Annotated in this window: 20 protein-coding genes and 3 pseudogenes; 12 read left to right on the forward strand and 11 right to left on the reverse strand. The window is 52.4% G+C overall.

Features of this window, described 5'->3' with window-relative positions:
* Positions 1-36: 36 nt before the first annotated feature.
* The gene (locus AB4O12_RS04330; protein ID WP_460060454.1) at positions 37-927 is read right to left on the reverse strand and encodes an MBL fold metallo-hydrolase; all 891 of its coding nucleotides are present in this window, start codon (positions 925-927) and stop codon (positions 37-39) included.
* A 186-nt stretch (positions 928-1,113) separates the two neighbouring features.
* On the opposite strand from AB4O12_RS04330, the gene AB4O12_RS04335 reads away from it, so the two are divergent.
* Complete coding sequence (locus AB4O12_RS04335) at positions 1,114-2,124, forward strand: GlxA family transcriptional regulator (RefSeq protein ID WP_460060456.1); 1,011 nt, start codon at positions 1,114-1,116, stop codon at positions 2,122-2,124.
* 31 nt (positions 2,125-2,155) lie between these two features.
* Here AB4O12_RS04335 and ydiJ read toward each other — a convergent pair.
* The 4 genes and pseudogenes from ydiJ to AB4O12_RS04355 all read right to left on the reverse strand — a co-directional run bounded on the left by ydiJ (position 2,156) and on the right by AB4O12_RS04355 (position 8,347).
* Positions 2,156-5,208 (reverse strand): annotated as a pseudogene (gene ydiJ, locus AB4O12_RS04340) (D-2-hydroxyglutarate dehydrogenase YdiJ).
* Between the two features lie 132 nt (positions 5,209-5,340).
* A complete protein-coding gene (locus tag AB4O12_RS04345; protein ID WP_460060457.1) occupies positions 5,341-5,979 on the reverse strand; it encodes an RraA family protein in 639 nt (212 codons plus the stop codon).
* A gap of 33 nt (positions 5,980-6,012) precedes the next feature.
* Positions 6,013-6,987, reverse strand: a complete 975-nt coding sequence (locus AB4O12_RS04350) for a hydroxyacid dehydrogenase (protein WP_460060459.1) — start codon at positions 6,985-6,987, stop codon at positions 6,013-6,015.
* A 10-nt stretch (positions 6,988-6,997) separates the two neighbouring features.
* Positions 6,998-8,347 (reverse strand): MFS transporter, encoded by a 1,350-nt coding sequence (locus AB4O12_RS04355; protein WP_460060460.1) that lies wholly within the window; start codon positions 8,345-8,347, stop codon positions 6,998-7,000.
* Between the two features lie 170 nt (positions 8,348-8,517).
* On the opposite strand from AB4O12_RS04355, the pseudogene AB4O12_RS04360 reads away from it, so the two are divergent.
* Positions 8,518-8,664: pseudogene (locus AB4O12_RS04360) on the forward strand (hypothetical protein); the annotation flags it as partial.
* Positions 8,665-8,823: 159 nt separating this feature from the next.
* Entirely contained in the window at positions 8,824-10,062 is a 1,239-nt protein-coding gene (locus AB4O12_RS04365) for an IclR family transcriptional regulator (RefSeq protein ID WP_460062381.1), read from the forward strand.
* Positions 10,063-10,235: 173 nt separating this feature from the next.
* Here AB4O12_RS04365 and AB4O12_RS04370 read toward each other — a convergent pair whose 3' ends face one another.
* A complete protein-coding gene (locus AB4O12_RS04370; RefSeq protein ID WP_460060462.1) occupies positions 10,236-11,006 on the reverse strand; it encodes a helix-turn-helix domain-containing protein in 771 nt (256 codons plus the stop codon).
* 521 nt (positions 11,007-11,527) lie between these two features.
* On the opposite strand from AB4O12_RS04370, the gene AB4O12_RS04375 reads away from it, so the two are divergent.
* Both AB4O12_RS04375 and AB4O12_RS04380 read left to right on the forward strand, forming a co-directional pair.
* Positions 11,528-12,841 carry a methyl-accepting chemotaxis protein gene (locus tag AB4O12_RS04375; protein ID WP_460060463.1) on the forward strand — a complete coding sequence of 438 codons (1,314 nt, stop codon included), beginning with the start codon at positions 11,528-11,530 and terminating at the stop codon, positions 12,839-12,841.
* Positions 12,842-12,904: 63 nt separating this feature from the next.
* Positions 12,905-13,162: a DUF1652 domain-containing protein gene (locus AB4O12_RS04380; protein ID WP_460060464.1), complete on the forward strand. Its 258-nt coding sequence runs from the start codon at positions 12,905-12,907 to the stop codon at positions 13,160-13,162.
* Positions 13,163-13,571: 409 nt separating this feature from the next.
* Here AB4O12_RS04380 and AB4O12_RS04385 read toward each other — a convergent pair whose 3' ends face one another.
* The 5 genes and pseudogenes from AB4O12_RS04385 to AB4O12_RS04405 form a co-directional block, all read right to left on the reverse strand.
* The gene (locus tag AB4O12_RS04385; protein WP_150792768.1) at positions 13,572-13,913 is read right to left on the reverse strand and encodes a carboxymuconolactone decarboxylase family protein; all 342 of its coding nucleotides are present in this window, start codon (positions 13,911-13,913) and stop codon (positions 13,572-13,574) included.
* Between the two features lie 21 nt (positions 13,914-13,934).
* Positions 13,935-15,466 (reverse strand): annotated as a pseudogene (locus AB4O12_RS04390) (FUSC family protein).
* Positions 15,467-15,637: 171 nt separating this feature from the next.
* Positions 15,638-16,165 carry an HlyD family efflux transporter periplasmic adaptor subunit gene (locus tag AB4O12_RS04395; protein WP_460060465.1) on the reverse strand — a complete coding sequence of 176 codons (528 nt, stop codon included), beginning with the start codon at positions 16,163-16,165 and terminating at the stop codon, positions 15,638-15,640.
* A 463-nt stretch (positions 16,166-16,628) separates the two neighbouring features.
* Entirely contained in the window at positions 16,629-18,710 is a 2,082-nt protein-coding gene (locus AB4O12_RS04400; RefSeq protein ID WP_460060466.1) for a TonB-dependent receptor, read from the reverse strand.
* Between the two features lie 109 nt (positions 18,711-18,819).
* Positions 18,820-19,209, reverse strand: a complete 390-nt coding sequence (locus AB4O12_RS04405; RefSeq protein WP_460060467.1) for a DUF2946 domain-containing protein — start codon at positions 19,207-19,209, stop codon at positions 18,820-18,822.
* 176 nt (positions 19,210-19,385) lie between these two features.
* Between AB4O12_RS04405 and AB4O12_RS04410 the strand changes: the two genes are divergently transcribed.
* From AB4O12_RS04410 to AB4O12_RS04440, 7 genes are all read left to right on the forward strand, one after another.
* Positions 19,386-20,270, forward strand: coding sequence for a LysR family transcriptional regulator (locus AB4O12_RS04410; protein WP_460060468.1), 885 nt, complete (start codon positions 19,386-19,388; stop codon positions 20,268-20,270).
* 94 nt (positions 20,271-20,364) lie between these two features.
* Positions 20,365-20,874 (forward strand): aminotransferase class I/II-fold pyridoxal phosphate-dependent enzyme, encoded by a 510-nt coding sequence (locus tag AB4O12_RS04415; RefSeq protein ID WP_460060470.1) that lies wholly within the window; start codon positions 20,365-20,367, stop codon positions 20,872-20,874.
* Positions 20,871-21,530 (forward strand): aminotransferase class I/II-fold pyridoxal phosphate-dependent enzyme, encoded by a 660-nt coding sequence (locus AB4O12_RS04420; protein WP_460060472.1) that lies wholly within the window; start codon positions 20,871-20,873, stop codon positions 21,528-21,530. Before AB4O12_RS04415 ends, AB4O12_RS04420 begins: the two co-directional genes overlap by 4 nt.
* The gene (locus tag AB4O12_RS04425; RefSeq protein ID WP_191952835.1) at positions 21,527-22,459 is read left to right on the forward strand and encodes an AEC family transporter; all 933 of its coding nucleotides are present in this window, start codon (positions 21,527-21,529) and stop codon (positions 22,457-22,459) included. Before AB4O12_RS04420 ends, AB4O12_RS04425 begins: the two co-directional genes overlap by 4 nt.
* A 546-nt stretch (positions 22,460-23,005) precedes the next feature.
* Positions 23,006-23,788 carry a transporter substrate-binding domain-containing protein gene (locus AB4O12_RS04430; RefSeq protein WP_068933322.1) on the forward strand — a complete coding sequence of 261 codons (783 nt, stop codon included), beginning with the start codon at positions 23,006-23,008 and terminating at the stop codon, positions 23,786-23,788.
* Between the two features lie 55 nt (positions 23,789-23,843).
* Positions 23,844-24,572 (forward strand): ABC transporter permease, encoded by a 729-nt coding sequence (locus AB4O12_RS04435; protein ID WP_258641466.1) that lies wholly within the window; start codon positions 23,844-23,846, stop codon positions 24,570-24,572.
* A complete protein-coding gene (locus tag AB4O12_RS04440; RefSeq protein WP_068933319.1) occupies positions 24,569-25,279 on the forward strand; it encodes an ABC transporter permease in 711 nt (236 codons plus the stop codon). Before AB4O12_RS04435 ends, AB4O12_RS04440 begins: the two co-directional genes overlap by 4 nt.
* Positions 25,280-25,284 lie beyond the last annotated feature (5 nt).

The following is a 25,284-nucleotide window of genomic DNA, read 5'->3' on the forward strand; positions in this document are numbered from 1 at the left end:
TTAAAGAGCTTTAATCCCGACCCAAGAAGGTTTAAGTCAAAATTCCAGTGAAGCGCCGTCCTCTGGAATATCTACGCGATTTTCGATTCCTTGCTCCTTGACGTAGGTTCGTAGTGCTTCACGTGTCAGCGAGGTATGGTTGATTGCATTCATATGCACGGCGACTATCTTCGCCGTTGCCGCCGCCTGGGACGCATGCAGGACGTCGTCTTCACCCATGATGATCGCACTATCGAATCCATTCACCTTTGCTTTACCTGTATTGAGCACGATGACTTCTGGATGGTATTTCTGAATGGTCTGATCAACCTCCTTACGCCAAATGGTGTCACCGGCAAGGTAGACGGTCTTGTAGCCAGGGGCTTGAAAAACAACGCCCATGGCCTCACCCAAAAGCTTTGCGAGTGGGGGCACAGCATACATTTCGTCTGTACCGTGCTGTCCGCCTGCCTTGGTGAGTTTCACTCCACCGAATTCAATTTCATCCTTCAGTACCTTCACATTTGTGAAGCCTTGGGAACGAACCAGCTTGGCATCGTCTTCGTGTTGCGTGAACAGCGGGATGTCTTTAGGCAGCGCTTTCTGCGCAGCTTCATCCCAATGATCTAGATGGGTATGGGTGAGGATGACCGCATCTACACCAGCGATAACTTCGGCTGGCGATTCGGTGAGATCGACCATTGGATTACGGAGATTGCTACGGTAGGTATTTTCAAATCCTGGGTAGGCTCCTTTTTTTGCAAGCATCGGATCGACTAAAAACGTGTTGTCCCCATAAGTGATTTTGACCGTTGCGTTACGAATTTGCTGCAAGTCCACTTTGTGGGCGGTGATTGGTGCTGACGAGACATCAGTATTGGCAAACGCCCATGTGCTGGCGGTAGCGCAAGCGAGGCTGAGGACAAGAGGAAGTTTTCTTAAAGTCATTGGATTGATCCTATTAATGCATCGAGAGATTCATTCTTGCCGACTGCGTAGCACCACAACAGTGGCCTGAATGACATATTTCGATATAATTGGGCCAGCCGATCATCGTAGATGTGAGATACGGCGAATGAAGCCCTTGCTGCTCGAATGCGCGCTTATTTAGGCGATCAACCTGAGGCATATTTTATGCAATCCATACGCGTTGCCGTTCTGGCTTTTGAAGGCGTCAGTCTGTTTCATCTTTCCGTTCCTGGAATGGTGCTGGGGACTGCTCAATCCGCACCTGGCGAGCCTCAGTACGTAGTGAGTTATTTCGCAGAGAGCACGGGAATGGTGACTAGCGACCAAGGCATTGACCTCGCTGTCACTCATGGATTGGAACTGATGGAGGAATCTGACGTAATCGTCGTTCCCGCATGGGGCGATCAATTAGAAGCTGCATCCGCGCAACTGGTGACGGCGCTCCAGCGCGCCAATTCCCGAGGCAAGCTGATAGTCGGGTTATGTTTGGGCTCATTCGTCCTTGGAGATGCTGGGTTGCTTGATGGCAAGGAAGCAACCACCCACTGGGCCGCCCGAGAAGAGTTTGCGCGACGGTTCCCTGAAGTGCGCTTTAGACCCGAGGTTCTATATGTCAGTGCCGGTAACATCATCACCTCGGCGGGTACCGTGGCGGCAATTGATTGTTGCCTTCACTTGGTACGCCAGCGTCTTGGCGCTGATGTTGCGAACCGCACCGCGAAAATGCTCGTAACTCCACCACACAGGCAAGGTGGGCAAGCGCAATATGTTGAACATCCTGTACCGCAGCTATCTAGCGAAACTTATCTATCTGATGTAATGGCATGGGCTCGAGTAAACCTGACCAACGATCTGTCGCTGGATGTCCTTGCAGACATGGCGAAAATGAGCAGGCGTACATTTACGCGGCGATTCAAAGAGGCGACAGGGAGTACCGTTTCGAAATGGCTAAATGCGCAACGCGTTGCTAGAGCTCAAGAACTATTGGAAACAACTGACCTGCCAATCGAATGTGTTGCCGGGGAGGCGGGGTTCGGAACGCCTTTATCGCTGAGACAACAATTTGGCGTTCACCTAAGCACGTCGCCTTCTGAATATCGACGTACTTTTTTTCGCGAAGTGAATCCAAGCCGTAAGGCGGGCGTCAGCGAGACTAAAAGCCGAGCTGTCGACTAAATCTCCTGCCGAGGCTTAATGCTCTTGGCGTTCATGCAGCCGCACTCCTGACAAGATCCAGCAGCGCTTGCAATGGATGTAAAACGGTTACTCCGTCCTGTCGTTTCACTTGGCTTCGACATGAATATCCGTCTGCGAGTAATCGGCCAGAAGTATTATATTTTTTAACAAGAGGCGCCCAGGATTGCTTGTAGACCACTATAGAAGTGCCTGCGTTCTTCGTCTCATGCCCATATGTGCCGGACATGCCGCAGCATCCGCTGGCTTGAACGCTCATTTCCAGCCCCATCCGCTCATAGACTTGTTGCCAAAGGCCGATGCTGTTTGGCTCATTTGTCTTTTCAGTGCAGTGGGGAAGAAAGTGGTAGGGATCGGCATTTTTTACAATCTGCGACTATGGAAGCGTATTGGCCAGCCACTCCTGCGGCAGTAGTACGGTAGGAGCCTGGTGGCTGCCAAGTGTCTTCGCATACTCCTGGCGATACACCAATGTCATCGCGGGATCGAGGCCCACCAGCGGTATTTCGTACTCCTGAAGCTGGTGCAGCGCTTCACCGTTGAAACGTGCGGCCTTTTCAAAAGCTTTGATGAAGCCTTGTACCTGAAGCGGTTTACCATTGGGTGCAAAGGGTGCGATGTAAACCTGATAGCCAAGCCTCGAGATCAGTTCGATCCAGTCGGCTAGTACGGGAGTTTCGAAGTATCGGGTAAAAGCATCCTGGACGATGATCACGCTGCGATCACGCTGCTGTTTACCCAAAGTCGACAGCAATTCAGGCGTTGCAGTCTGAACATTCCACCGGCGGCATGCAGCGTCGAAGTCAGTGATGCTGAGCAATGGGCTATCGACCATCCCGGCCACATGCTCAAGCACATAGCGTACGGGGCGGGCGCCCATGACAAAGTTGTATAGACGCGGTGAGCGTGCGATGTAGGGAATCGTATATTCGAGAGACCCTATCAGGTAGTCCTTCAGCGGGCGCAGATAGCGGCTGTGATACAGCTCCAGAAACCGGGAGCGGAACTCGGGCACGTTGACCTTGACCGGGCACTGCCCCGCGCAGGATTTACACGCCAGGCAGCCTGCCATCGCCTCGTAGACTTCGTGGGAAAAGTCTTGCTGCCCCATTCTTTGCCCAATCGTATGCACGGCTCGTTTTGCGATGCTGGTGACATTGCTGGTGGATCGAGCGTGATCACTCGCCGCCACTACATCAACGCCTTGCTGGCCCTGAAGTCTGAGCCATTCGCGAATCAGCGAGGCACGTCCCTTCGGTGAGTGAACGCGGTCACGGGTGCCTTTCCATGAGGGGCACATGGCGTCGTCAGGGTCGAAGTTGTAGCACGCGCCGTTCCCATTGCAATGAAGTGCGGTGTCGTAGCTTCGCCAAACTCGCTCATCAATCGTGCGGTCGAGCTCACCCCGCAACGTTACCTCGTCAACCCGCGTGAGTCGGGTATCTGACAGCGTTTTAGGCGTTGCGATTTTACCGGGGTTGAGTTGATTCCAAGGATCAAACGCCGCTTTCAATTCCTGCAGGGCCGGATAAAGCTCGCCGAAGTAGTCGGGCACGTATTGGGATCGCAATCCCTTCCCGTGCTCGCCCCACAGCAAGCCGCCGTGTTTTTGAGTTAAGGCTGCGACGGCGTCGGAAATGGGACGGATCAGGCCTGCCTGAACAGGGTCTTTCATGTCGAGAATCGGGCGCACATGCAGTACGCCAGCGTCGACATGGCCAAACATCCCGTATTGCAGATTGTAGCTGTCCAGCAGTGCCCGGAACTCCTGGATGAAATGAGCGAGATTCTCAGGAGGGACGGCAGTGTCTTCTACAAAAGGCTGGGGTCTGGCTTCACCCTTGACGTTACCCAGCAATCCAACAGCCCGCTTGCGCATCGCGTAGACGCGCTTCAGTGCATCGGCGCCAATGGCCAGCGTATGACCCAGGCGCACTACGGAGGTATCGCGCTGCAGATGCAAAACAAAGTCATGAACGCTCTGCTGGACGGCGGCTTCGTCGTCGCCACTGAACTCAATGAGGTTGATGCCCAAGGTCGGTGTGCCTGGATCTTCCGGGAAGTATTCAGCGACGCCGTGCCAGACAATGTCCTTCATCGCCAGCATCAGGACTTTTGAGTCCACGGTCTCAATCGATAAAGGCTTGAGCTGCATTAACGCTTTTGCGTCGCGCAGAGCGTCCATGAAGCCGGCATACCGCACGTTGACCAGAATCGAATACTTTGGGATCGGCAAGACGTTGAGTTTGGCTTCAACAATCAAACCCAGCGATCCTTCGGAGCCGCACAGCACACTGTTGAGGTTGAAGCGGTCACCCTGCTCGCGGAGGTGTGCCAAGTCATAGCCGGTGAGGCATCGGTTCAGTTTAGGAAAGGTTCGCTCAATCAGATCAGCCTGATTTTCCGCAATGCCAACCGCGCATCGGTAAACCTCACCAATCCGATCCAGACGCGTAGTTTCTTCCTTCAGGGCGCTTTCACTCATCGCTGCGCTGTGGAGCAACTCACCGCCAAGCAATACCGTATAAAGCTCCAAGACGTGATCACGGGTTTTGCCGTAGGTGCAACTTCCCTGGCCGCTGGCGTCGGTGTTGATCATGCCGCCAATCGTTGCCCGGTTGGAGGTGGACAATTCCGGTGCGAAGAACAGCCGTAGGGTTTCAGCGCAGCATTTAACTGGTCTTTCATCACGCCACTTTGAACGCGAACCCAACGCTCTTCAAAATTGATTTCAAGAATGCTGTTCATGTGACGTGACAGGTCTACGACGATCCCATCGGTCAACGACTGACCATTGGTTCCCGTTCCGCCACCTCGTGGTGTCAGGACGACGGCTCTATGGTCGGAATCAGCTGCCAGCGTCGCAAGAATCTGAACGTCTTGAGCATCCAGTGGGAACACAGCTGCTTGAGGTAAACGCTGATAAATCGAGTTGTCTGTTGCAAGCACCATCCGCTGGCCATAGCTGTGAGCGATTTCTCCCCGGAAGCCCGATTTAGCAAGCTGCTGCAGAAATTCGTCGTAGTTCACGCTTTGATTTTTGGACGGAAGCAACCGTGCGATCATGATAAAACTCCAACCGGCATGCGGCTACTTTGACCCGTCTTAAAGTGCACACACTCGTTACGGTCAGTGTGGATGGTCTAGTGTTATTCAGAGGGGGCTTGATAACACCTCCTCTGCAGTCGTCTACGATTCTCAGCGAATACTCGCGCGGACTTTCTCTCTAAAACTGTTCTCGATCCCGTCCTGGGCTTTGAGCTTCTCGGCGAGCGATGGAACCAAGTGGCGACTGATAACGACGATTCCGTCTCTGTCTCCCAAAATTGCGTCGCCCGGGTTGCAAACCACATTGCCGCACGCGACAGGCGCACCGACCTGTCCAGGGCCGTACTTGGATGGGCCGGCTGGATTCACAGCGCGCGCATAGGTCGGCAGACCCATGACGCTCAGCTCCTCCACATCTCGAACTGCTCCGTCGATGACCACAGCTGAGACTTCGCGGGCTAGACAGACCTCACCCAGCAAATCACCAAAAACAGCACGGTTGGTTTCACCATTGCCATTGATCACGAGAACATCACCTGGCTTTGCATCATCCAATGCCCTGTGGATGGCCAAGTTGTCACCCTCCCAAGTGAGGATAGGCAGCACCGTTCCGTAGAACGAAGCTTTACCTGCCACGTGGTGGATAGCGGAGGCCATCATTCCTAGGCGCTGCAAGACATCGCCGATCAATGCGACTGGGTAATGCGATATCTCTTCAATTTGTTTAAGGGACGCGCGCTCCCAATCTTCGCTCACGGTGATGCTTTCATCAGATACATTGATAAACATGGTGACCTCGGCGTGAATCCGTTTAAAGCGCTATTAGTTGAACGTCTTGGATGCAGGTTTGTTGACTGGGTGCAGTGGGGCTTCGCCGCGCAAAACTGCGGAGATCGCCTCTACCGCGCTCATACCAACGCGCAGCAACGACTCATTGGTTTGACCGGCAACATGGGGCGTCACAAGCAGGTTAGGTAAGTCGGAAACAGGGAATGTGTTGCAACTGAAAGGTGTGATCATGTCGATGTTTTCTGCAGCCAGCACGTCGACACCTGCACCACCCAGCTTGCCGCTGCGAAGCGCATCAGCAACCGCAGCTTCATCGATCACTCCACCACGGCTGGTGTTAACCAGGATGGCCCCGGTTTTCATTTTCTCGATTTCGGCACCGCTAATGAGGTTCTCAGTGCCTGCCTGCAGTGGAACGTGGAGGCTCACCACGTCTGCTTGAGCCAGCAAGGTATCGAGATCGACCAAGCGTTTATCGAAGCTCGAATCATAAGCAGGGTCAGTCGCCAGAACCTTCATTCCGAAAGCTTCAGCAACAGGCGCAACATGTCGACCAATGTCGCCAAATCCAATCAAGCCCAAAGTGCGACCCTCGAGCTCGATACCTGTAAGGGACAGTCGATCTGCCGCCCAAATATTGTCGCGTGTCTGATCTGTGGCCAGTTGAATCTTGCGACTAATACCCAGCAGCAGAGCAAATACGTGCTCCACAACACTTCTTCTGTTTGCGCCAGGCGTGTTGGTGACCCAGACCCCCAGCTCAGCTGCTGCTTTGTAGTCGACATTGTCATAGCCCGCGCCGTGCCGGGCGACGATCCGAAGCTTCGGGGAGTGGGCAATCATCTCCGCAGAGATGTGGCCACCGCGCAGAAATACGGCATCTACCTGTTGTTGGATGTCGGCATAGGAAACTGCATTCGGGCCGTAGCCGAGTCGAACTTCACCCAGAGGTGAAAGGGCTTCCAGTACGTCTGGATGGATCGGGCTTGTCACATAAATCAAAGGCATGATCATCACCTTAGGAGAATTGATGGGTGTTGGCGTCATCGCCCGCCGCCGGTGCATTTTTACGAACGGTCGAGATAACGATCAGCCCCAAGAGACCTGAAGCGCACAAAATGAATGCGGGCGTGGATTGATTACCGGTTGCGCCAATCAGCCAGGTGGCTAGGAACGGGCCCGAGCCCCCGCCAATGACAGCGCCTACGCTGTGGCCAAATGCGACGCCGGTGTGGCGTATATGCATCGGGAAAAATTCCGGCATCACCGAATAGGTACCCGCCTGGCAAAGTGCGTACGGGATCATGCCGAGGGCGAGACCTGCCATTGCCAGGTTTACCGAGCCTTGTTGCATCAGCATGAAGGACGGTATCGACACTACGGCGTAGGCCAGGTAGGAGTAACGCAGGATGGACTTACCGCCGCGATAAGAGCCGAGTTGGCCGGCGAGAGGAATCAGGAACGCGGCAAGAATCACGGCAATTAGAACGATGGTGGATGCTTCACCTTTCGAGTACCCCAGGATGGAGCTGAAGTAGGCGGCGATGAATACGGTACCGATGTAGGTACCGATATTCTGAACCATCGCGATCATGATCACTTTGATTAGTGGCTTGCGAAAGTCGCGGATCAGCTCAGCGAAAGGCTGGCCTTTCTTGACTTCAGCATCGTTTTTCTTGGACGCGAACTCAGGGCTGTCTTCAATGCTGAGTCGCATGTAAAGGCCGATGATTCCCAGCGGCAGAGCCAGCAGGAACGGAATACGCCAGCCCCACGAAAGCATCTCCGGATCTGTGAGTGTCGCCGCAGCCAGACCTGCAATTGCAGCTGCCAGGCCTTTACCGAACTGAGCAATCGAGGGCAGGAAGGAAATGTACAAGGCGCGACGTTTGGGCGGAGCCCACTCACGGATGTAGCTTGCAGCGCCACCGATTTCGCCACCAGCGGAGAAGCCCTGCAACATGCGCAGCACGACCAGAAGACTCGGTGCCCAGACACCAATCTGCGCATAGCCGGGCAACAGGCCAATTAAAGTGGCCGCAGCCCCCATCAAGGTGATGCTGGCGATAAGACTGAAGCGTCTGCCTACCTTGTCGCCGAGCCAGCCGAAGGCGATAGCGCCGAGCGGCCTCACCAAGAAAGCAGAGCCGAACACGAGGAAAGTGTTCAGCAGGCCGGTCGTTGCATCATCTGAAGGAAAGAAAACCATGGCGAGGGTTGCAGCGACATACCCGTAGACGCTGAAGTCGTAATACTCGACAAAGGTTCCAAATACAGCGGCCCTCGTGGCCTTCTTGGCTTTCCTCGTCTGCTCCGTCTCTTCAACGGTCTCAACGATAGGCTCGGCCATTACGTTATTGTTGTTCATGGGCACCTCGGGTTGGCGGACGTTCGCCTCCTCAAAAAATGGGACGACGTCCTGCTTTTGTTTTTTCTAGATTCTAGAAGCGGGACACGCTTGTCAACAGGCAGGTGCGATTTGCGGTTGGGCAGCTTTTGCCCCCAGAATGGGGCTCCAAAACCTCGATTTCTCTAAAGATGGCTCAAGCAAAACGCTCTATTACCTCATCTACGCCGGCGCACCCTGCATCGAGCCATACCAGGCTGATAGATGTAGTGGACGCACTTGTCAGGAGAACGGGCGGAGAGCCTTGGGGGGTTCGAGAGCTTGCGGCAGAGCTTTCGGAGAGTCGGAGTACCGTTAATCGGATTTTAGTCTCCTTGGTTGAAGTGGGCCTTGCGAGTGAGCTTGGAGTTGGTAAGTACGGCATAGGGCCTCGGATCGACGTCCTTACCAAGACGCTCAGTGATTCAAGTGTGCTTCTTGGACGGAGCGGAGGATTGTTGAGTGAGCTGGCAGATTCATCACAAGGCACTGCGCTCGTCTCGATCTACTGCCCCTCTAGTAACGGCTATTTCGTAGCTGCATGCCGCGAGGCTAAAGTTACTCTTACGTTCAAGCCAGAATTGGGTGTTGTATTTCCGCTTACATTCGGAGATATCGGTCGGCAGTTTGCTGAATTTATCGAAAGCAACTCTTCAGATTCAAATGTGCTGAGCAATTCACGAGAGTCTGACCATAGTGCGTGTCACCACCTTGGATTGCTATCTGAGGCCGAATTTCCCAGCGCGTTGTCGATTGCTACAAAGAGTCTTGCGAATGGATTAGTCGTGTCCATCTCCGTCCATTCTGTCGGTAGCGCCGGGGCAAAAAAGAATTCGAATATTGATTCAGATGTGCAACGAGTGGCTGAAGAAATACATGCGACTGTAAATTCTCGAATTTTGGGCAGCCTTCAGCGAGCGCCTAGCTTATTGATTGAGGAGACTAAGTCCACCGTTACTCGTCTCGAAAGACTCTTGCTACTGGCATGCGCTTTTCCGGACGGTCTGAAAAAATCTGCGGGATTGCCTGAGCAACTCTTGTGCAATGAGGTTACTGCCAAACGGCTGATACAGTCTGGAGTTCAAGCGGGGATTGTTACATTATCTGACTCCACTTTGTTCCCGGGTTCAAAGCTATATCGATGGGCCTCTAGGATCGGCAGCGACTTCCGCACATTTGCGGATCTCACTCGGTCAATTTTGTCAGATTTAGTCCAAGAAACTGGTGAGACAATCGCGTTCCTCGCCTACGACGACACATCTAAGAAAGCTGAGTTTCTTGATGTAATTCAAGGATGGCGCCCGATTCAATACAAGCTACAGGTAAATGTGGAAGTACCACTTTATGCCGGTGCAGCTGGTAAGGCGGTTTTGGCTTTTTGTGGAGAAGATTTAGCCGATTCGATTGAACTAATAAAAATCACTGAAGCAACTATTACTTCGCGTGAAGTTCTCAAGCAAGAGCTCAAGGTTATTCATGAAAGAGGCTGGGCCACTGGTGAGGGGGAGCGAGTGCTCGGAGCCTTCGGCTTGGCAGTACCATATTTTATCGATGGCAAAATTCGAGGGTCGATTTCAGCCACTATTCCTCAATATCGCAAAAGTGAGCGTGACCTTCCTATGCTGACCTTATTGATGCGCGAGGCTACTAAAAAGATCGAGAGACTTCTTTCTTTAGGTCTCAACCTTGAGCGTTGATTAGTGCAGTGCTTGCGGGTCATAACTGGTCAAACTTTGGCAAGACCTACCGGGCGCCACGCGCTTTTATCAGCCGCAGTATAGCCCCGGGGCGAGCATCTTGTGCTTGCTGATCCTCCAGCCGTAACCAACATGGTTCCCAACTTGCTGACTCCTTATGGAGCAATCTTGCTTCACGATTCTTTGCTGTAGACGGGCCGTCCTATGAACGAAGGATGAACGAAATATTTAAGGCTATAGTATTTGCAGAAAGACTGGTAATTAGTAAAGCCACATGCGTAAGCAATTTCTTTTGGTTTGAGCGTATTTTCTTCCATGCTGAGCAAACACCTTGCTTTTTCTAGCCTTTGCTCGCGCAAAAAAACAATAGGGGTCATGTTCTTGAACTGCCTAAAGCCCATTTGTAGAGAGCGAACGCTAAGGCCCGCATGGGCAGCGACTTCGCACACGGTTAAATGAGGATCTACACTGGATGCCATGTATTCCGCGGCCCTGTTGATTGAATGAGGGGTAGGCGTTATGCTCTTTTCGGGGGCGAGAATATTCATTGTATAATTATGGTGAAAGTTCGAAAGACAGAAGCCTATTAAACTCTCTTTTAAACTGTCAGCTACTTTTCTGACAAAAATCGGCGACCTCTCAGCAAAATCCATAATGGTTTCCACAAGCTTTTGAATGGAGTTAATTTGCCAGCGTTCGCAGAGTTTCTTGTCAAAAAATATGCGCGTTCTAGGCGGGTAGCCTAAAATTAAGGTAAGTTGTTTAACTATATCTGCATTGGAAAGATATATCGTTGTATAGCTTATGTCTGCGGCATAATTTGCAAAAAATATTTCTCTCTGATCAGCTACAACAATGGCCCCTCGTTCAGCCCTGTGAGTGCCGTTATAGTTTCGCCATTGCATAAAGCCGGAATGTGGCATTGTAATTAAGAAGCCGTCCATCTCGTTAGATGTCCTATATCCCCATCCAGACGGGCTATAAGAAAGGCTTACGAATGACGTACCCAATACACAAAACCTTTTTTCGTAATCTAGAATTCCGCTCGAGCACGGAACTATCGACATGAAGTTGTCGTAGCTTTTGAAGTGCTCTGACGCCTCATCTATGTCATAAAAGTGTAGTTTTTGTGCCCCGTAGATATCCATGGTTTCGATCGTGATTGTGGGCGATGTGAGGATTATAGCTGTCGCTTCGTCAAGCATTCAACTACCTATTATTGCGTTTTTATTGACAATCCAAAAAAAACGCAGAGTTAAAGAAAAGCGCATGTTTATTTAGGCACGTTGCTGGTATTCATGAGGCAAGATAATTAATCTACCTGCGCACTGAAGGTAGCAATTCTGTTTTTATCACTTTGGTGTAGTGATGTGCACCCGCAGAGCGCATTTGAGACTAACAAATAATTTTTTAAGCCTGCATGGAATTAACCACCCATCTCGCTACGATCTTTCAAGGTGTGACCATGTTCAACAAAGCCCTTAAATTAAAATTAGCCGATATGGAAGCTCAAAACAGCGAGCTCAACGAGTTATTTGCGGTACTCGATCGATCAGCAGCTATCATCGAATTCAACCTAGCTAAGAAGGTGGTGCGCGCAAATAATAATATTTCGCGATTGCTAGGGTATAGTGTTAATGAAGTTCTTAATAAAACGCATAAAGACTTTTGTTCAGAAAGCTTTACTCAAAGTGCGGAGTATTCTTCCTTTTGGCAAAAGCTATCATTAGGAGAATCTATTTCTGGAACGTTTCCGAGAATCGCAAAAGGCGGCGAGGTGATATGGCTTGAAGCCACCTATAGCCCACTGATAAGTGCATCTGGTAAAGTGGAAAAAATAATTAAGTTTGCTTTTGATGTAACGGATAAAGTCACTCGGGATGCAGAGTTGCGAGCAAAGCTGCACGCTATCGATAGGGCAATGGCAATTATTGAATTCGATGTGCTAGGAAATATAATATGTGCGAATCAAAATTTTCTAGATGTTCTGGGCTATCAGTTCTCTGCTTTGTACGGAAAGCATCATAGTTTGCTTTGTGAGCCAGAGTTGGTAAGCAGTCAAGGATACAATGATTTTTGGCGACGCCTGAACGCAGGCGAATTTTTTAGTGGTCAGTTCAAAAGAATAAGCAAGGACGGAAAAACGGTATGGTTAGAAGCAAGTTATAATCCTGTTTACGATAATGGAGGGCAATTAATAAAAATCATAAAGTTTGCAAGCGACATCACCACTCGTATTGAGAAAATTGACAAAGATGCTCAAGGCGCATTACGTGCATATCACATCTCAGCTGAAACTGAACGAGTAGCCCAGCAAGGTGCGCAAGTGATTCATGAGACAGCAACAGAGATGCGCTCAATAGCGGAGAGCATTGGAGATTCTGCCCGATTAATTGGACAGTTAGGAGACAGATCTGAGCAAATAACGGCGATCGTAAATACTATTCGTGGCATTGCTGAACAGACCAATTTACTTGCGCTGAATGCTGCAATCGAGGCAGCACGCGCGGGCGATCAAGGCCGAGGTTTTGCGGTAGTAGCGGATGAGGTTAGACAGCTTGCGGGACGAACGAGTCGCTCAACAGCAGAAATTGCGGAAATGATTGGAAAAATCCTAACAGAGACGCGCGATGCGGTTGCGAGTATGGGAAAGACGCGCGACGGCGCACAGCGCGGTGTGATGCTGGCTGATCAAGCGGGAGAGGTTATATCCCAAATCCAAACGGGAACAAGCGATGCGGTTGAGGCGGTGAGCATGTTTGCTTCTAAATGTGACTGAAAGCAATCTATTCATAGGTTGAGTTTAGTAGACCCTCTGATAGGGCGTCTCCGGGTGTCAAAAATGCTAGCAGGAATTTCTGCGCTTCAGTTGCGAAAGGCTCTTGAGTCGGCTTTTCGACCACTTTCGTGCGATTGTACATTGAGCGCAGATGGCACCCTTACTATCAAACTTTACGAACCTTGTTCTGGTCGTGTGGATCTTCTTGTTACCGCTGTCCGTGGTGATATCCTTGCGTCCAGTTCCGCACTTTCGTCGCTGATCGAAGAGCTGAGCTTTGAGGTCGACGCTTGCCGACGTTCGTTTCTCTCAAATCGGTAGGAGATAAGTCTTTTTCCATACCCCAACATTTTTTCCGCTCGTGTGCCTTCATTCTGCTCACGGTAAAATATTCATGCCGACTCTTACCCGGAGCAACCGAAATTGTTTGCTAAAATGCGATAAAGTCGGGTGGGAGACATCCCGTGCTATACTTATGCATGCCCACCGTGTGTTTGGCACCCATTACTTTTCGGGTGAAGGGATTAGATGAGAGTGACCTCTTTTGGTAAACTCTAACTTGCATTAATGGACTGGTTGAATGCCTCACATATGTTTTTCCAGACTCGAAGGGTCGGGCACGCCAAGCAAGTCCACATCACGTTTTATTTCTGTGCAAAGATCGGATTGCCGCGATGCGCAGCTTCGATCCGATAGCGTTTTTTTGAAACGTACCCAGACGAATACTGCTTTAGCGTCGTGACTCATCACTTTGATGGGCAGCTTTCATCGCTTGCCATCCATGGGTAATCCCACCACCCGCTCGAAGCGCTGTCGCTACCATGATCGCCTCGGCTACATCTTGCTTCGACGCCCCCGCGCTGATGGCTCGCTTCGCATGGTCGGTAATGCAATAAGAACACTGTGTAGTCACTGCTACGCCAACAGCGATTAATTCCCGCGTGGCTAAATTCAGGCTACCGACATCCTTGTTGAATACAGCTTTGTCAAAGTTGAAAAATGCCGCGACCATTTCGGGGGCAGCCTCTTGGAGATCTCGCATGAAGTTAGCATCAGCCTGATGGTTGTGCATTTTTGTATACCTTTAAATTCATTATTGGAGCGTGGAATTTGATCCTTGGTGCTGCTTGATTGAGTTCACGCTCATGCGGTGGCCAGACTCAAATACTTTAAGCCCACGCTGTGTCAGCTTCCTACCGACCTGCGATGGCGGCTCGTATGCAGCGAGAAAGGCGAGACGCTCAGCCGCACGTTGTGTAAGCCAGTTGGCTGACAATCGCTTTTTCCGCATTTTTTCCAAGTCGGAATTGAGTGCTCTGATAATCCGTTGCTGCTGCCATATGGCTTTGGGCGGCCCTAGCAGATCAAAAGCTGCGTAAAGCATTCCTAGGCCCGCTGCGATCCCCAGTCCAGTGGACAGGCATTGATCGATTGCAAAGGTCATGTAGTTGCTTGGCTGAACAAGCACCGCCAGGGTCAGACAGAAACCTAGACCGTAAGGGGTGAGTGACGGTGAAGTCATGCTCATCAGCCCCAGAAAAAGAGGCGCAGAAAGCACCAGGATCAACATCTCGAAATCGCCCGAACCCTGCGCTAGCGAACTGAGTACGAACAGGGTGGCGACAGGGATGGCGATCAAGGCTCCACCGAGTAACTTTGCGGTGGACAGGCGTGGAGCCGGGTGTGAGGAGAATATCTGGGAGAGGAGAACAGGTAGTGCGATCATCATGATGAGTGCGGCTTGTTCGCCTGACAGAATCCATACCCCGATAGCGCTCAGGAAAACAAGTGAGCTTCGCAGCGCCGTTCTTAGTCCGACGAGCCAGTCACGATGTCGATTGAAACGTGGAAAGCGTTGCGTTTCGCGCGAGCCTTCAGCCGCTGAATCGCAGGTTCCATGAATAGCTGAGAGTGCCTCGGATACTTTGTCCAAGCACACTGCCTCAAGCGAGCTGCAACCATGAGCGTCTTGATCGACGAAGCGAGCTAACATACACGCCAACCGCTTAGGGTTATCACTCAATATGTGCTCGATGGTTTGCCCCCATGCAACGATGGTCAAGGCGTTGCTAGCGGTGAGTAGGGCTGCATCGACATTGCTTGCCAGCTCATAGCGTCCCGCATTGGCGTCATCGTTATGGATGTGGACAAGGCGATGATGCCTATGCGCTGTTGATGGACAGCTGTTGGATTTGATTGCGCCTGAAGAATCGCCGAGACATGGGTGAGGCTCAAATCCCGTAGGCGATTCATACCCGCCTCCAGCACCTTCTTCACCTTGAAGGGATAAAGCAGGACGCTGGCCAGGATGGCACTGGTGGCTCCGACCAGAACTTCGCTCAACCGAGCGCGAACCACTATAGAGATCGATCCGCTGCTGGTGTTTGCAGGATCGGCCATGGCGAAAAGTACAATCAGAATCGCTGTGACACTCACTAATGACATTGCGAATATAAAATTGACATGCCGCATGGTTGAGGCGATTGCCGACGTGACGGCAACGCGCAGCGCGAGTGCTCCAATAGCTAACACAGGGTATGGCGTCAAATTGTCCAGGATCAGTACCGCTATAACGGCGCCGACCGTTGATCCAAGAACAAGGCATGCCGCTTTTTCGATGACCAATCCGGCCTCGGGGCGAGCACTGGAGCATCATCGACGCCACCATCGCCCAGAATGGCTTGTCCAGATCCAGGCTCATTGAAATCGTTAGAGCGAGCGCAACGGCAGAAAGCCCCTTGCAAGCGAACACTATGCTGCGAAGGTCAGGTGCCAGGTAGTGCATCAGGGCGGCTCTCATTGGCTGCCCACCTCAGCGGCTTGTTCGTGGACTCTCACGGATGCGCTCATGCCAGCAATCAAGCGAGTGCCTGCAGAGCTCTCATCCAGCTTTATGTCGAGCGGTATGCGTTGCGCCAATCGCACCCAGTTGAACGCCTGTTGCACTTGAGGCAGCAGCATTGGATCTGCTTGCGTGTTGGTGTTGGCGACACCTTTGGCGATGCTCAGGACACGGCCAGTGATGGACGGCCCTCCGGTCATGAGTGAGACATCGGCCAAATCCCCCTCACGGATGTCGAGGAGCTTGGTTTCTTCGAAGTAAGCGGTCACGTAGAACGAATCATTTTTGACGAGTGAGAAGGCGGGAGAACCTTGGGCTATGTAGTTGTCTTCCTGCAGTCTGACGTTAGTGATCGTACCGTCAGCTGGCGCTGTAATGGTTGTTCGGGCCAAGTTGATCCTGGCAGTTTCCCACTGCGCCTTGTTGACCTCATATTGGGATTTGGCCAGCAAGACTTGGGCATGTGCGTTATCCAGATCCATGTATTGGCAATTCGCACGGCCTAATTATTTTTTCGACTTGGAGATTGGTTTTATGTCGGGGTTTATGAAGAGCGCTTTGGGGTTCGAAGTGAACATGGATGATGAATTTGCAGATAAGGTTTGTAATATTTTTGGGCTGTTGGAGAGTGGTTCTCAGGTGTTGCAGGATGTGAATTGAGGAAGGTCGCGGAATTGAATAGTTGGATAATCGAATTTTTTTGGCGCGACGAACAATCTATGCATGCTCATTTTCGATCATGTCAACTGCAAGAACTGATTAAGCTGTTGGCTTCTAGATCGCGTAAGATTGTATTCGAATGCGACAGTGAGTGAGCCTAATATATATAGATTTCTCAGGCGATTAGTTGCCAACCAGCTATATCTTAGTTAATCGGATTGCGGTGAGGAAGGCGCGCATTCCTTGGAGCTGATGAGGCCTAATAGGCCTCAACAGAATTACTCCTCAAAAGTCCAAAGTCACTCCGGTGTAAAGCGCACGGCCATCACCCGGGGAATGTAGGGATGCCTGGGCACCGTCCGGGTCATACCAAACGTATTCATAATAGCGGTTGGTGAGGTTTTTCAACTGTAGATCGACGCTCACTGACTCGGTCACTTTGTAGGTCGCGCCGAGGTTCATCAGAGCGTATCCGCCATAAGTCCCTTTGGTGTTTTCTCGCTCCAGGTAGTAGTTAGTCTGGCCATTCATCCAGGCCGTCAGCTGTAGCGCAGGTGTCGCTTCATAGCTGATCCCGGCGTTGTAAAGGTGATGGGGGATATGGTCGATTTCCTGACCTTTGCTGTTGGGCAAAGTGGCGCTTGGCTGGAGTATTTTCGAATACTGCCAAGAGTAGGCCATCCATATTTCCGTGCGTTCGTTTGGGTGTAGGTTCATCTGCAAGTCATAACCCCACCGTCGCGTTTCACCGACGTTGTCCGACTCGCCGCTCGGGTCGTTGAGGCGGCGACTGAATTCACCCGAGGCTTCTTGCTGCCAGTATGCGACGCGACCATCAATCCAGTCCGCCGGGGTGAACTTGATGCCTGTTTCCCAGCCTTCATTGATTGAAGGTGCCAGATCGGTATCTCTTGGCGGGATTTTGTAGGCTGCCGCGCCGGTGCCAACTTGGAAGGTACGGCCCCAGTTGGCATAGAAACTGGCTACGTCCCAGGGCGAATAGACCACGCTAAGCTTAGGTTGTTTGATCAGGCCATAATCGTTGATATCGTAATCCAGGCCGGTCATTTCGTTGGTGAAATCCCCCTGGATTTTATCGACCCGATACGCCGGTACGATCTTCAGCGACTCGAAAGGTTTGATCTCAGCCTGGACGTAGGCGCCGTAGGTGTCGAAGTCGAACTGCTGATCTCGGGTAGTTGCCAGACGAGCACGGTCTTTGGTGCGATAGCGCTCACTCTTGTTTTGCTGCTGCTGTACGTCTGCACCACCTTCCAAGGCGAAGTCATACAGCCAGCTGACCTCCGGTCGCCATGTCAGAGATGTGAGAGCGCCATATTGAGTTTCATAGGCATCACGCTCCTGTTGGGAGCTAGTGCGCCAATATTGCGTCCAGCGTCGATCATCGAAGGTGTTGACGTAGGTCTTCGCCGACCATGCGAGGTTCTCAGCCAAGTCTGTATCGAAATGCAGGCTGACCTGATTCATACGCCGAGTGCCCTTGTCGGTGGCGTTGAAACTGTTGGTCATGGTCGGATGATGGCGGGCATCATCTTCGGTCAAATAGCCAGGCTCCTGAGCCTCTGCTTCGTAGTGACGGGCGATCAAACCGATTCGGTAGCTGTCGTCATCCGGTGTATAAAACCACTTACCCGACATAGAAAACCGGTCTGCTTGGGAATGATCCCTGTAGCCATCGGATTTTTGATAGGCAAAGAAGTAGTTCTGAGTCCAGTTGCTGCTTTCGATGCCCTTGGCGAGCTGGGTTTCCTGAGTGTTGAAACTGCCGTAACGAATCCGCGCCTTGGCGTAGTCACCACCGGTGCGGGTCAGCATGTTGACGTTACCCGCGATGTTGTTCAAACCATAACGCGCATCACTGGTGCCTCGGACAACCTCGATGCTGTCCAGCTCCATGGGGAAAATCATGTCCATGAACGGCATATTGCCGTCGTTGCTGTTGCTCGGAATGCCATCGATCAAAAGCTTTACGGCATTCACTTCGCCTTCACCGTTAAAGCCACGGAAGGAAATTTTCCCTGAGGTCGTGCCTTGGTTGAACTCGGTGAGCATGACACCCGGTGCGCGAGTGAACAGTTCCCAGCTGTAATTTACTGGCATTTTTTCGAGGATGTCTCCTCCGAGAATATCCACCGAGCTGAGAACGTTTCTGGTACTCAAAGGGCCGCTTGCCGAGCCCTGAATGCTGACCGCACCCAGGGTCAGGGTGGAATTTTCGATTCTACTGGCTTCAGCTAATGCCACTGGCAGCGGGCTCAATGCGAGCACCCCTATTGAAAGCAGGGGCCAGAGGGGGCGGAACACAGACAATGCCTTTGCATGGCGCAAAGTGGTTGAAGCAGGCATAGCACGCACTTCCTGATGATCAAGAAACTTTAAGGGCGTTCAGCGTCCATCGCAGGCCGCTGAAAGGATTTAAAGAGAGCAGCACCGCACGAGGTCAGCGGTGTTGTGATCAGGCGAAAGGGGATGCTCGTGGACTTAGGCTTGGCCAACGAATTCTCGGATGTAGCGTGGGCAACTCAGGATTTTCGAGGACGGTATTGGAGGGGTACGGCGGTAGGTAGTGCCGGTAGTAGTTGGACGGTAACGCTGCAAGTCCCGCATGACCACAACAGCAGTCGCCGTGCTGCATGACAGGTTTCGATTGCGGCAGCTGCAGGGCATCAATTACTTTGCCGAGGTCTGCAGGAAGGGCGCTCAAGTTCCCACTTGAACAAAAACCACCCCAAAGCATCAGGCGCACGTCTGGCGCCTGCATCGCACGACTCATCGGCATGGCGAACAGATTGAGCAGGACAGCCAGACAGGCAATCCAGGGACGGATACGTTTCAACGGGCTCATAAATGAAATCGCCGCGAAGGGGCAGCTATTTAGCCCGCTTCAAAGAGTGAAGTAAATTTTTCCTGGGTGCGCTATTTCGCCACAGGTCATATTGGATCGTAGGGAAGATGTCTGCGTCCAAACAAGACGCCTGCACCAGCTGGTAAGCTCGCTCATCAACTTGTTGGATGATGGCTATGTCTCTTCGCGCACTTCGAACACTGCTTGCTATTGCCCAACACGGTTCTTTCGTCAGAGCAGCGGACGCCGTTCATCTCACCCAGTCAGCGGTCAGCCTTCATGTTCGGTCGTTGGAGGAGGATTTCAACGCGCTCCTGTTTGACCGTTCACGACGGTTGCCGGTACTGACGGATGCGGGCCATATCGCCGTGGAGCGCGCGAGAGAAATTCTAGCTTTGTACGACGGCATCTCCTCTGAGATCGGCGTCGATGGCGAGTTACGCGGCAGGCTCAGAATCGGCGCGATCCAAACAGCACTGGCAGGCGTTTTGCCCCTGGCACTGTCTGCATTGCGCGTCCAACATCCGCACGTGCGCATCACTGTTGCGTCGGGCATGTCTGCTGAGTTGGCCATTCGCGTAGAAGCGGGCGAGCTAGATGTTGCGATCACCACAGAACCGGTAAAACCACACCCTTATGGCTTGGCGAACACGGTGCTTTACGAAGAAGGTTTCTGGATCATCGCGCCGGTATCACTCGCGCATGAGGACTTGCAGCTTCTTCTCAAAAGTCAGCCGTTTATTCGCTTTGATCGTCGTGCCTGGGCGGGTCGAACCATTGAGCGAGAGCTTCGCACTATGCGGATGCGGGTGCAGACCAGCATGGAGCTTGATAGCCAAGATGCGATTATCCAGATGGTTTCAAGCGGACTTGGAGTATCCATCATTCCTCTCGCTCAGCAACAAGTCGAAAGCCTGACCACACTCGCCTTTGAGCCGTTCGGCACGCCTCAAAAAACCAGGCGCGTTGTATTACTGGAGCGCGAAGAGCGTCCGCTTAGGCGATTGGCTTCAGCCCTGGCGAACGCCGTGAAAGCTTATTCTCCGCACACCGACCCATGAGTGATACTTGTTGTTTGCTGAATTTTAAATCGTTTTTATTTTAGAGTCCGACTTCTTATCGTAGTGCCCATCCAGACGCATTCTTGAGGGCGACATGAGCACTCCACCTAACGCAGACAATATCCTGCAGTCTCCTATCCTGATAATGGCAAAGCGAGCCGCGTTGATGCAAGCGCAGGGCAGGGATGTCATCGACCTGACATTGGGCGAGCCAGACTTCAACGCGCCGCCACACGTTCTTGAAGCTGCGCACGCTGCGCTCAGCGGTCGCCTGACCTACTCACCGTCTAACGGTATTGAACCACTTCGTCGCGCGATCCGAATGCGCATGAAAGAAATTCGAAAACTCGATTACGCCGATGATCAAGTGGCCGTCGGCTGTGGCGCCAAACAAATCATCTACAACGCTTTTCAAGCGACCCTCAAAAGTGGCGACGAGGTGATCGTGCCCGCGCCCTATTGGGCGAGTTATCCCGCCATGATCAAGATGTGCGGCGCGCGACCGCTGATTGTTTCGACTACAAGAGAACAAGGTTTTCGCCTCACTGCAGAGCATTTGGAGGCAGCGCTTAGCCGGCAACGTCGCCCAAGTGGATCGTCTTGAATGCGCCGGGCAACCCGTCAGGAGCGCTTTACTCACGTGAGCAACTGTTGGCCATCGCCGAAGTGCTGCGTCGATACCCACGGGTGATGGTGCTATCAGATGACATTTATTCAGAAATTCGTTACACGGATGATCCCTACCAAACGTTGGCGACGGTGGCGCCTGATTTGAGAGACCGTATCCTGATCGTGGATGGCGTATCTAAAGTTTACGCAATGACCGGCTGGCGAGTGGGGTGGGGGTGTGGGCCAACGCAATTGATCACGACGATCAGCTCGGTTCAATCACAGAACTGTACTCAGACCAGCACCCTGAGCCAGTTGGCGGCGGTTTCCGCATTGACTGGGCCTCAAGCGTTGGTGGGCGAGCGAAATGCAATTTATCGACAGCGACGTGATGCCGCGCTCCAAATCCTGCGGGCCTGCGAAGCTATTGATGTCGCATGTCCAGAAGGCGCGTTTTACCTTATTCCTAGGATCAAAACTATCAACGATGATCAGGCCTTCGCGCTCGAGCTACTTGAGGCGGGCATAGCAACTGTTCCAGGTAGCGCTTTTGGGATGCCAGGACATCTCAGGCTTTCCTTTGCTACCGATGAGTCCATCCTGACTGCGGGCTGTGAACGTTTGGTGCAAAAAATCAAGGCGGGCGCATGACCCTTTCTTTGTTGATTGCCTTGTTACCCATCGCTTTTTTGATCGCGCTGGGCGCATGCCTCAAGCATCGTCAATTTCTAGCGGATACCTTCTGGGCGCAGGCAGAGCGCTTGGCATATTACGTATTGCTTCCTTGTCTTTTCTTTCACGGACTGGCGACCGCCAAGCTTGATGGAGTGCCCATTCAAAGCATGGTCTCGGTGCTTATATTGTCGACTGTCGTCGTGTCGCTAATGCTATTGGGAGCAAGAGTGCTGATCACTCGGGACAATGCGGCATTCACGTCAGTTTTTCAGGGTGGCATACGCTTCAACAATTACGTTGGCGTTTCTGCAGCGGCGGGTTTGTTTGGTGTGCAAGGCGTAGCGCTGGCAGCCGTCGCGAACGCTGCGATAGTGCCTACAGTTAACATCCTGTGCGTACTTGTTTTCGCAAGGTTCGGATCTAGCGGCAGAATGACATTTAGCAAAGTGCTCAAGCAGTTGGCACTGAACCCGCTTGTACTCGCTTGCTTCGCCGGCGGGTTGATCCAGGTCTTTGGCTGGGGGCTACCAGTTGGTATCGAGCCGATGCTCAAAGCCTTGGGTCAAGCGTCACTGCCGCTCGGTTTAATCTGCGTGGGTGCCGCGCTTGAGTTCGGGAGCATTAAGCAATGGCTACGCCCGGTCGGCTATTCGTCTCTGGCGAAGTTCTTAGTCATGCCGCTCGTCACGCTTGGAGCTTGCCATCTGTTCAGGCTTGAAGGGAAAGCTGCCATTGCAGCACTCCTGTTCCAGGCGCTGCCGACCGCTTCATCCTCCTACATCATGGCTCGTCAGTTGGGCGGAGATGCGCCACTAATGGCTGGGATCATCGCTTGCCAAACCCTTCTCGCAGGCGTCGCTCTTCCCATTGTCATAGTGGTAATGACCCAATGGATTGCCTTTTAGGCATTTACGAAAAGCGTTCAACGATGCCGTCCTGATGCGGGATGTTTCGCGCACCACTTTTGAGCCGTATCCGTTTTTTCTTCTATTACGCCGGGATTGTGGCAGTAGTACGAATTCAGATTCTATCTCGAGATTGGAGTCATCCGGGTCGCCGAGGAGGCTTCAGGATCATGTCCGCGTTAGGTCGATGCTGATCCGCCTCCTACATCCGACCGCCTACACCATCTCCCGAACCAGCCACATGGCGCATATCGAGATTAAAGAGGTTGACTGTCCTCCTTAGGTCTAGAGAAAAAAACACCGAGACCCCTATTTACAGGCAATTTTAGCGTCGTCTAAATTCCCAGAAAGGAATCGATCAGATCAAAGGACGATTGATTGGCTATGCCTGTCTGTACAAGTATGTATTTGCGCGCTAGAGTCGACCATGTGTCTCGACACGTTTGTCCGTAACCTGGAGGCTGTGTGTTCAGCGTAACGCCACACGCGCTCCATAACTGTACTCGTGCGCCCAAGCGCTTCTGTTGGTTATTAGGAATAAAAACAATGAAAAAATCTATTTTGACCTTATCAGTATTGGCTCTGTGCGCGGCGGCTGGTACTGCCGTGGCCAAGGAGTACAAAGAGTTGCGCTTTGGAGTCGACCCATCCTATGCACCCTTCGAATCCAAGGCAGCCGACGGCAGCCTTGTGGGCTTTGATATTGATCTGGGTAACGCGATTTGCGCTGAACTGAAGGTCAAGTGCAAATGGGTAGAAAGTGATTTCGACGGGATGATTCCCGGCCTCAGGGCTAATAAATTCGACGGCGTGATTTCTGCCATGACCGTGACTTCTTCGCGGGAAAAAGTCATTGATTTCTCCAACGAATTGTTCTCGGTGCCAACATCCTTTGTCTTTAAGAAAGGCTCGGCCTTGAGCGAAGACATCACGACGCTGGCTGGCAAAACCGTTGGCTATGAACAAGGCACCACCGAGGAGGCCTACGCCAAGGCCGTGCTGAACAAGGCCGGGGTAAAAACCCAGGCCTACGCCAACCAGGATCAGGTTTATGCTGACCTGGTCACGGGTCGCCTCGATGCCTCGATTCAGAACATGCTGCAAGCTGAAATGGGTTTCCTGAAGTCCCCGCAAGGCGCTGACTTTGAAGTGAGCAAGCCAGTCCATCACGAACTGCTGCCAGCAAAAACGGCGATCGGTCTGCTCAAAGGCAATACCGAGCTTAAAGCCTTAGTGAACAAAGGCATACAGGCGCTCCACGACGACGGCACCTACGTGGCCATCCAAAAGAAACACTTCGGTGATCAGAATATTTACAGCGGCAAATAACGACGCTGCGCCCATTCACGGATGGGCGTTTTCCTGATTGACGAAGGACTTCCCCATGTTAGAAAACCTATTGCAGATGCTGGGGCTGTCGGGCTTCAGCCTCAAGGGCTTTGGCCCACTGTTGCTGCAAGGCACCTGGATGACGGTCAAGTTATCCTTCCTTTGCTTGCTGCTAAGCGTGGTTTTGGGCCTGATAGGTGCCAGTGCCAAGCTTTCAACGTCGGCGCTGTTTCGCGTCCCTGCACAGGCCTACACCACGCTGATTCGTGGAGTGCCGGATCTGGTTCTGATGCTGCTGATCTTCTACAGCTTACAGACCTGGCTCACCCAGCTGACCTTAGCCTTAGGGTGGGATTACATCGAGATCAATCCATTCAGTGCCGGCGTGATCACCCTGGGCTTTATCTATGGTGCGTATTTCACTGAGACTTTCCGAGGCGCCATCCTTGCCGTGCCGCGTGGCCAGATGGAAGCGGCCACTGCTTACGGCCTTACCCGCGCGCAGCGTTTCCGCTTCGTACTGTTCCCGCAGATGATGCGTTTTGCCTTACCGGGTATCGGCAATAACTGGATGGTCATCCTCAAAGCCACCGCGTTGGTCTCGATTATTGGGCTGGCTGACCTGGTGAAAGTGGCTCAGGACGCCGGCAAGACCACCTATCAGCTGTTCTTTTTCCTGGTGCTGGCGGCCTTGATCTATCTGGTCATCACCACTGCATCGAACTACGTATTGCGCCGGCTGGAAATCCTCTATGCCGCAGGCACCCGGGAGGCCGTGCGATGATCGAACTTCTGCAGGAATACTGGAAGCCTTTCCTCTACAGCGATGGCTATCACATCACCGGGTTGGCGATGACCCTGTGGCTGCTAAGTGCTTCGCTTTTCCTGGGCTTTTTGATGGCACTCCCGCTGTCGATTGCCAGGGTCTCAAGCAACGTATGGGTGCGCTGGCCGGTACAGTTCTACACTTATCTGTTTCGCGGTACGCCACTGTATATACAGCTACTGATCTGCTACACCGGTATCTACAGTCTTGCAGCGGTGCGCGCGCAACCCATGCTCGACGCATTCTTCCGCGATGCAATCAACTGCACCATTCTTGCCTTCGCTTTGAGCACTTGCGCCTACACCACGGAAATTTTCGCCGGAGCGATCCGTAACATGAATCACGGCGAGGTCGAAGCGGCCAAGGCATTCGGACTGCGCGGCTGGAAGTTGTATGCCTACATCATCATGCCATCTGCGCTGCGCCGATCGCTGCCGAACTACAGCAACGAAGTCATACTGATGCTGCACTCGACCACAGTCGCGTTCACTGCGACTGTGCCGGACATTCTCAAGGTCGCCCGGGATGCCAATTCGGCAACGTTCCTGACATTCCAGTCGTTCGGTATCGCCGCCGCGATTTACCTCGCAGTCACTTTCTCTCTGGTTGGCCTGTTCCGTCTGGCTGAACGCCGCTGGCTGTCTTTCCTCGGCCCGGCTCATTAATTCAG

This window comes from Pseudomonas sp. S2_A05, assembly GCF_054668485.1.

Excerpts from the sequence above, each read along its gene's own strand:
- AB4O12_RS04330 (WP_460060454.1), bottom strand. The coding sequence starts at position 927 with ATGACTTTAAGAAAACTTCCTCTTGTCCTCAGCCTCGCTTGCGCTACC.
- AB4O12_RS04335 (WP_460060456.1), top strand. The coding sequence starts at position 1,114 with ATGCAATCCATACGCGTTGCCGTTCTGGCTTTTGAAGGCGTCAGTCTG.
- AB4O12_RS04345 (WP_460060457.1), bottom strand. The coding sequence starts at position 5,979 with ATGTTTATCAATGTATCTGATGAAAGCATCACCGTGAGCGAAGATTGG.
- AB4O12_RS04350 (WP_460060459.1), bottom strand. The coding sequence starts at position 6,987 with ATGCCTTTGATTTATGTGACAAGCCCGATCCATCCAGACGTACTGGAA.
- AB4O12_RS04355 (WP_460060460.1), bottom strand. The coding sequence starts at position 8,347 with ATGAACAACAATAACGTAATGGCCGAGCCTATCGTTGAGACCGTTGAA.
- AB4O12_RS04370 (WP_460060462.1), bottom strand. The coding sequence starts at position 11,006 with ATGGACGGCTTCTTAATTACAATGCCACATTCCGGCTTTATGCAATGG.
- AB4O12_RS04375 (WP_460060463.1), top strand. The coding sequence starts at position 11,528 with ATGTTCAACAAAGCCCTTAAATTAAAATTAGCCGATATGGAAGCTCAA.
- AB4O12_RS04380 (WP_460060464.1), top strand. The coding sequence starts at position 12,905 with ATGCTAGCAGGAATTTCTGCGCTTCAGTTGCGAAAGGCTCTTGAGTCG.
- AB4O12_RS04385 (WP_150792768.1), bottom strand. The coding sequence starts at position 13,913 with ATGCACAACCATCAGGCTGATGCTAACTTCATGCGAGATCTCCAAGAG.
- AB4O12_RS04395 (WP_460060465.1), bottom strand. The coding sequence starts at position 16,165 with ATGGATCTGGATAACGCACATGCCCAAGTCTTGCTGGCCAAATCCCAA.
- AB4O12_RS04400 (WP_460060466.1), bottom strand. The coding sequence starts at position 18,710 with ATGCCTGCTTCAACCACTTTGCGCCATGCAAAGGCATTGTCTGTGTTC.
- AB4O12_RS04405 (WP_460060467.1), bottom strand. The coding sequence starts at position 19,209 with ATGAGCCCGTTGAAACGTATCCGTCCCTGGATTGCCTGTCTGGCTGTC.
- AB4O12_RS04410 (WP_460060468.1), top strand. The coding sequence starts at position 19,386 with ATGTCTCTTCGCGCACTTCGAACACTGCTTGCTATTGCCCAACACGGT.
- AB4O12_RS04415 (WP_460060470.1), top strand. The coding sequence starts at position 20,365 with ATGAGCACTCCACCTAACGCAGACAATATCCTGCAGTCTCCTATCCTG.
- AB4O12_RS04425 (WP_191952835.1), top strand. The coding sequence starts at position 21,527 with ATGACCCTTTCTTTGTTGATTGCCTTGTTACCCATCGCTTTTTTGATC.
- AB4O12_RS04430 (WP_068933322.1), top strand. The coding sequence starts at position 23,006 with ATGAAAAAATCTATTTTGACCTTATCAGTATTGGCTCTGTGCGCGGCG.
- AB4O12_RS04435 (WP_258641466.1), top strand. The coding sequence starts at position 23,844 with ATGTTAGAAAACCTATTGCAGATGCTGGGGCTGTCGGGCTTCAGCCTC.
- AB4O12_RS04440 (WP_068933319.1), top strand. The coding sequence starts at position 24,569 with ATGATCGAACTTCTGCAGGAATACTGGAAGCCTTTCCTCTACAGCGAT.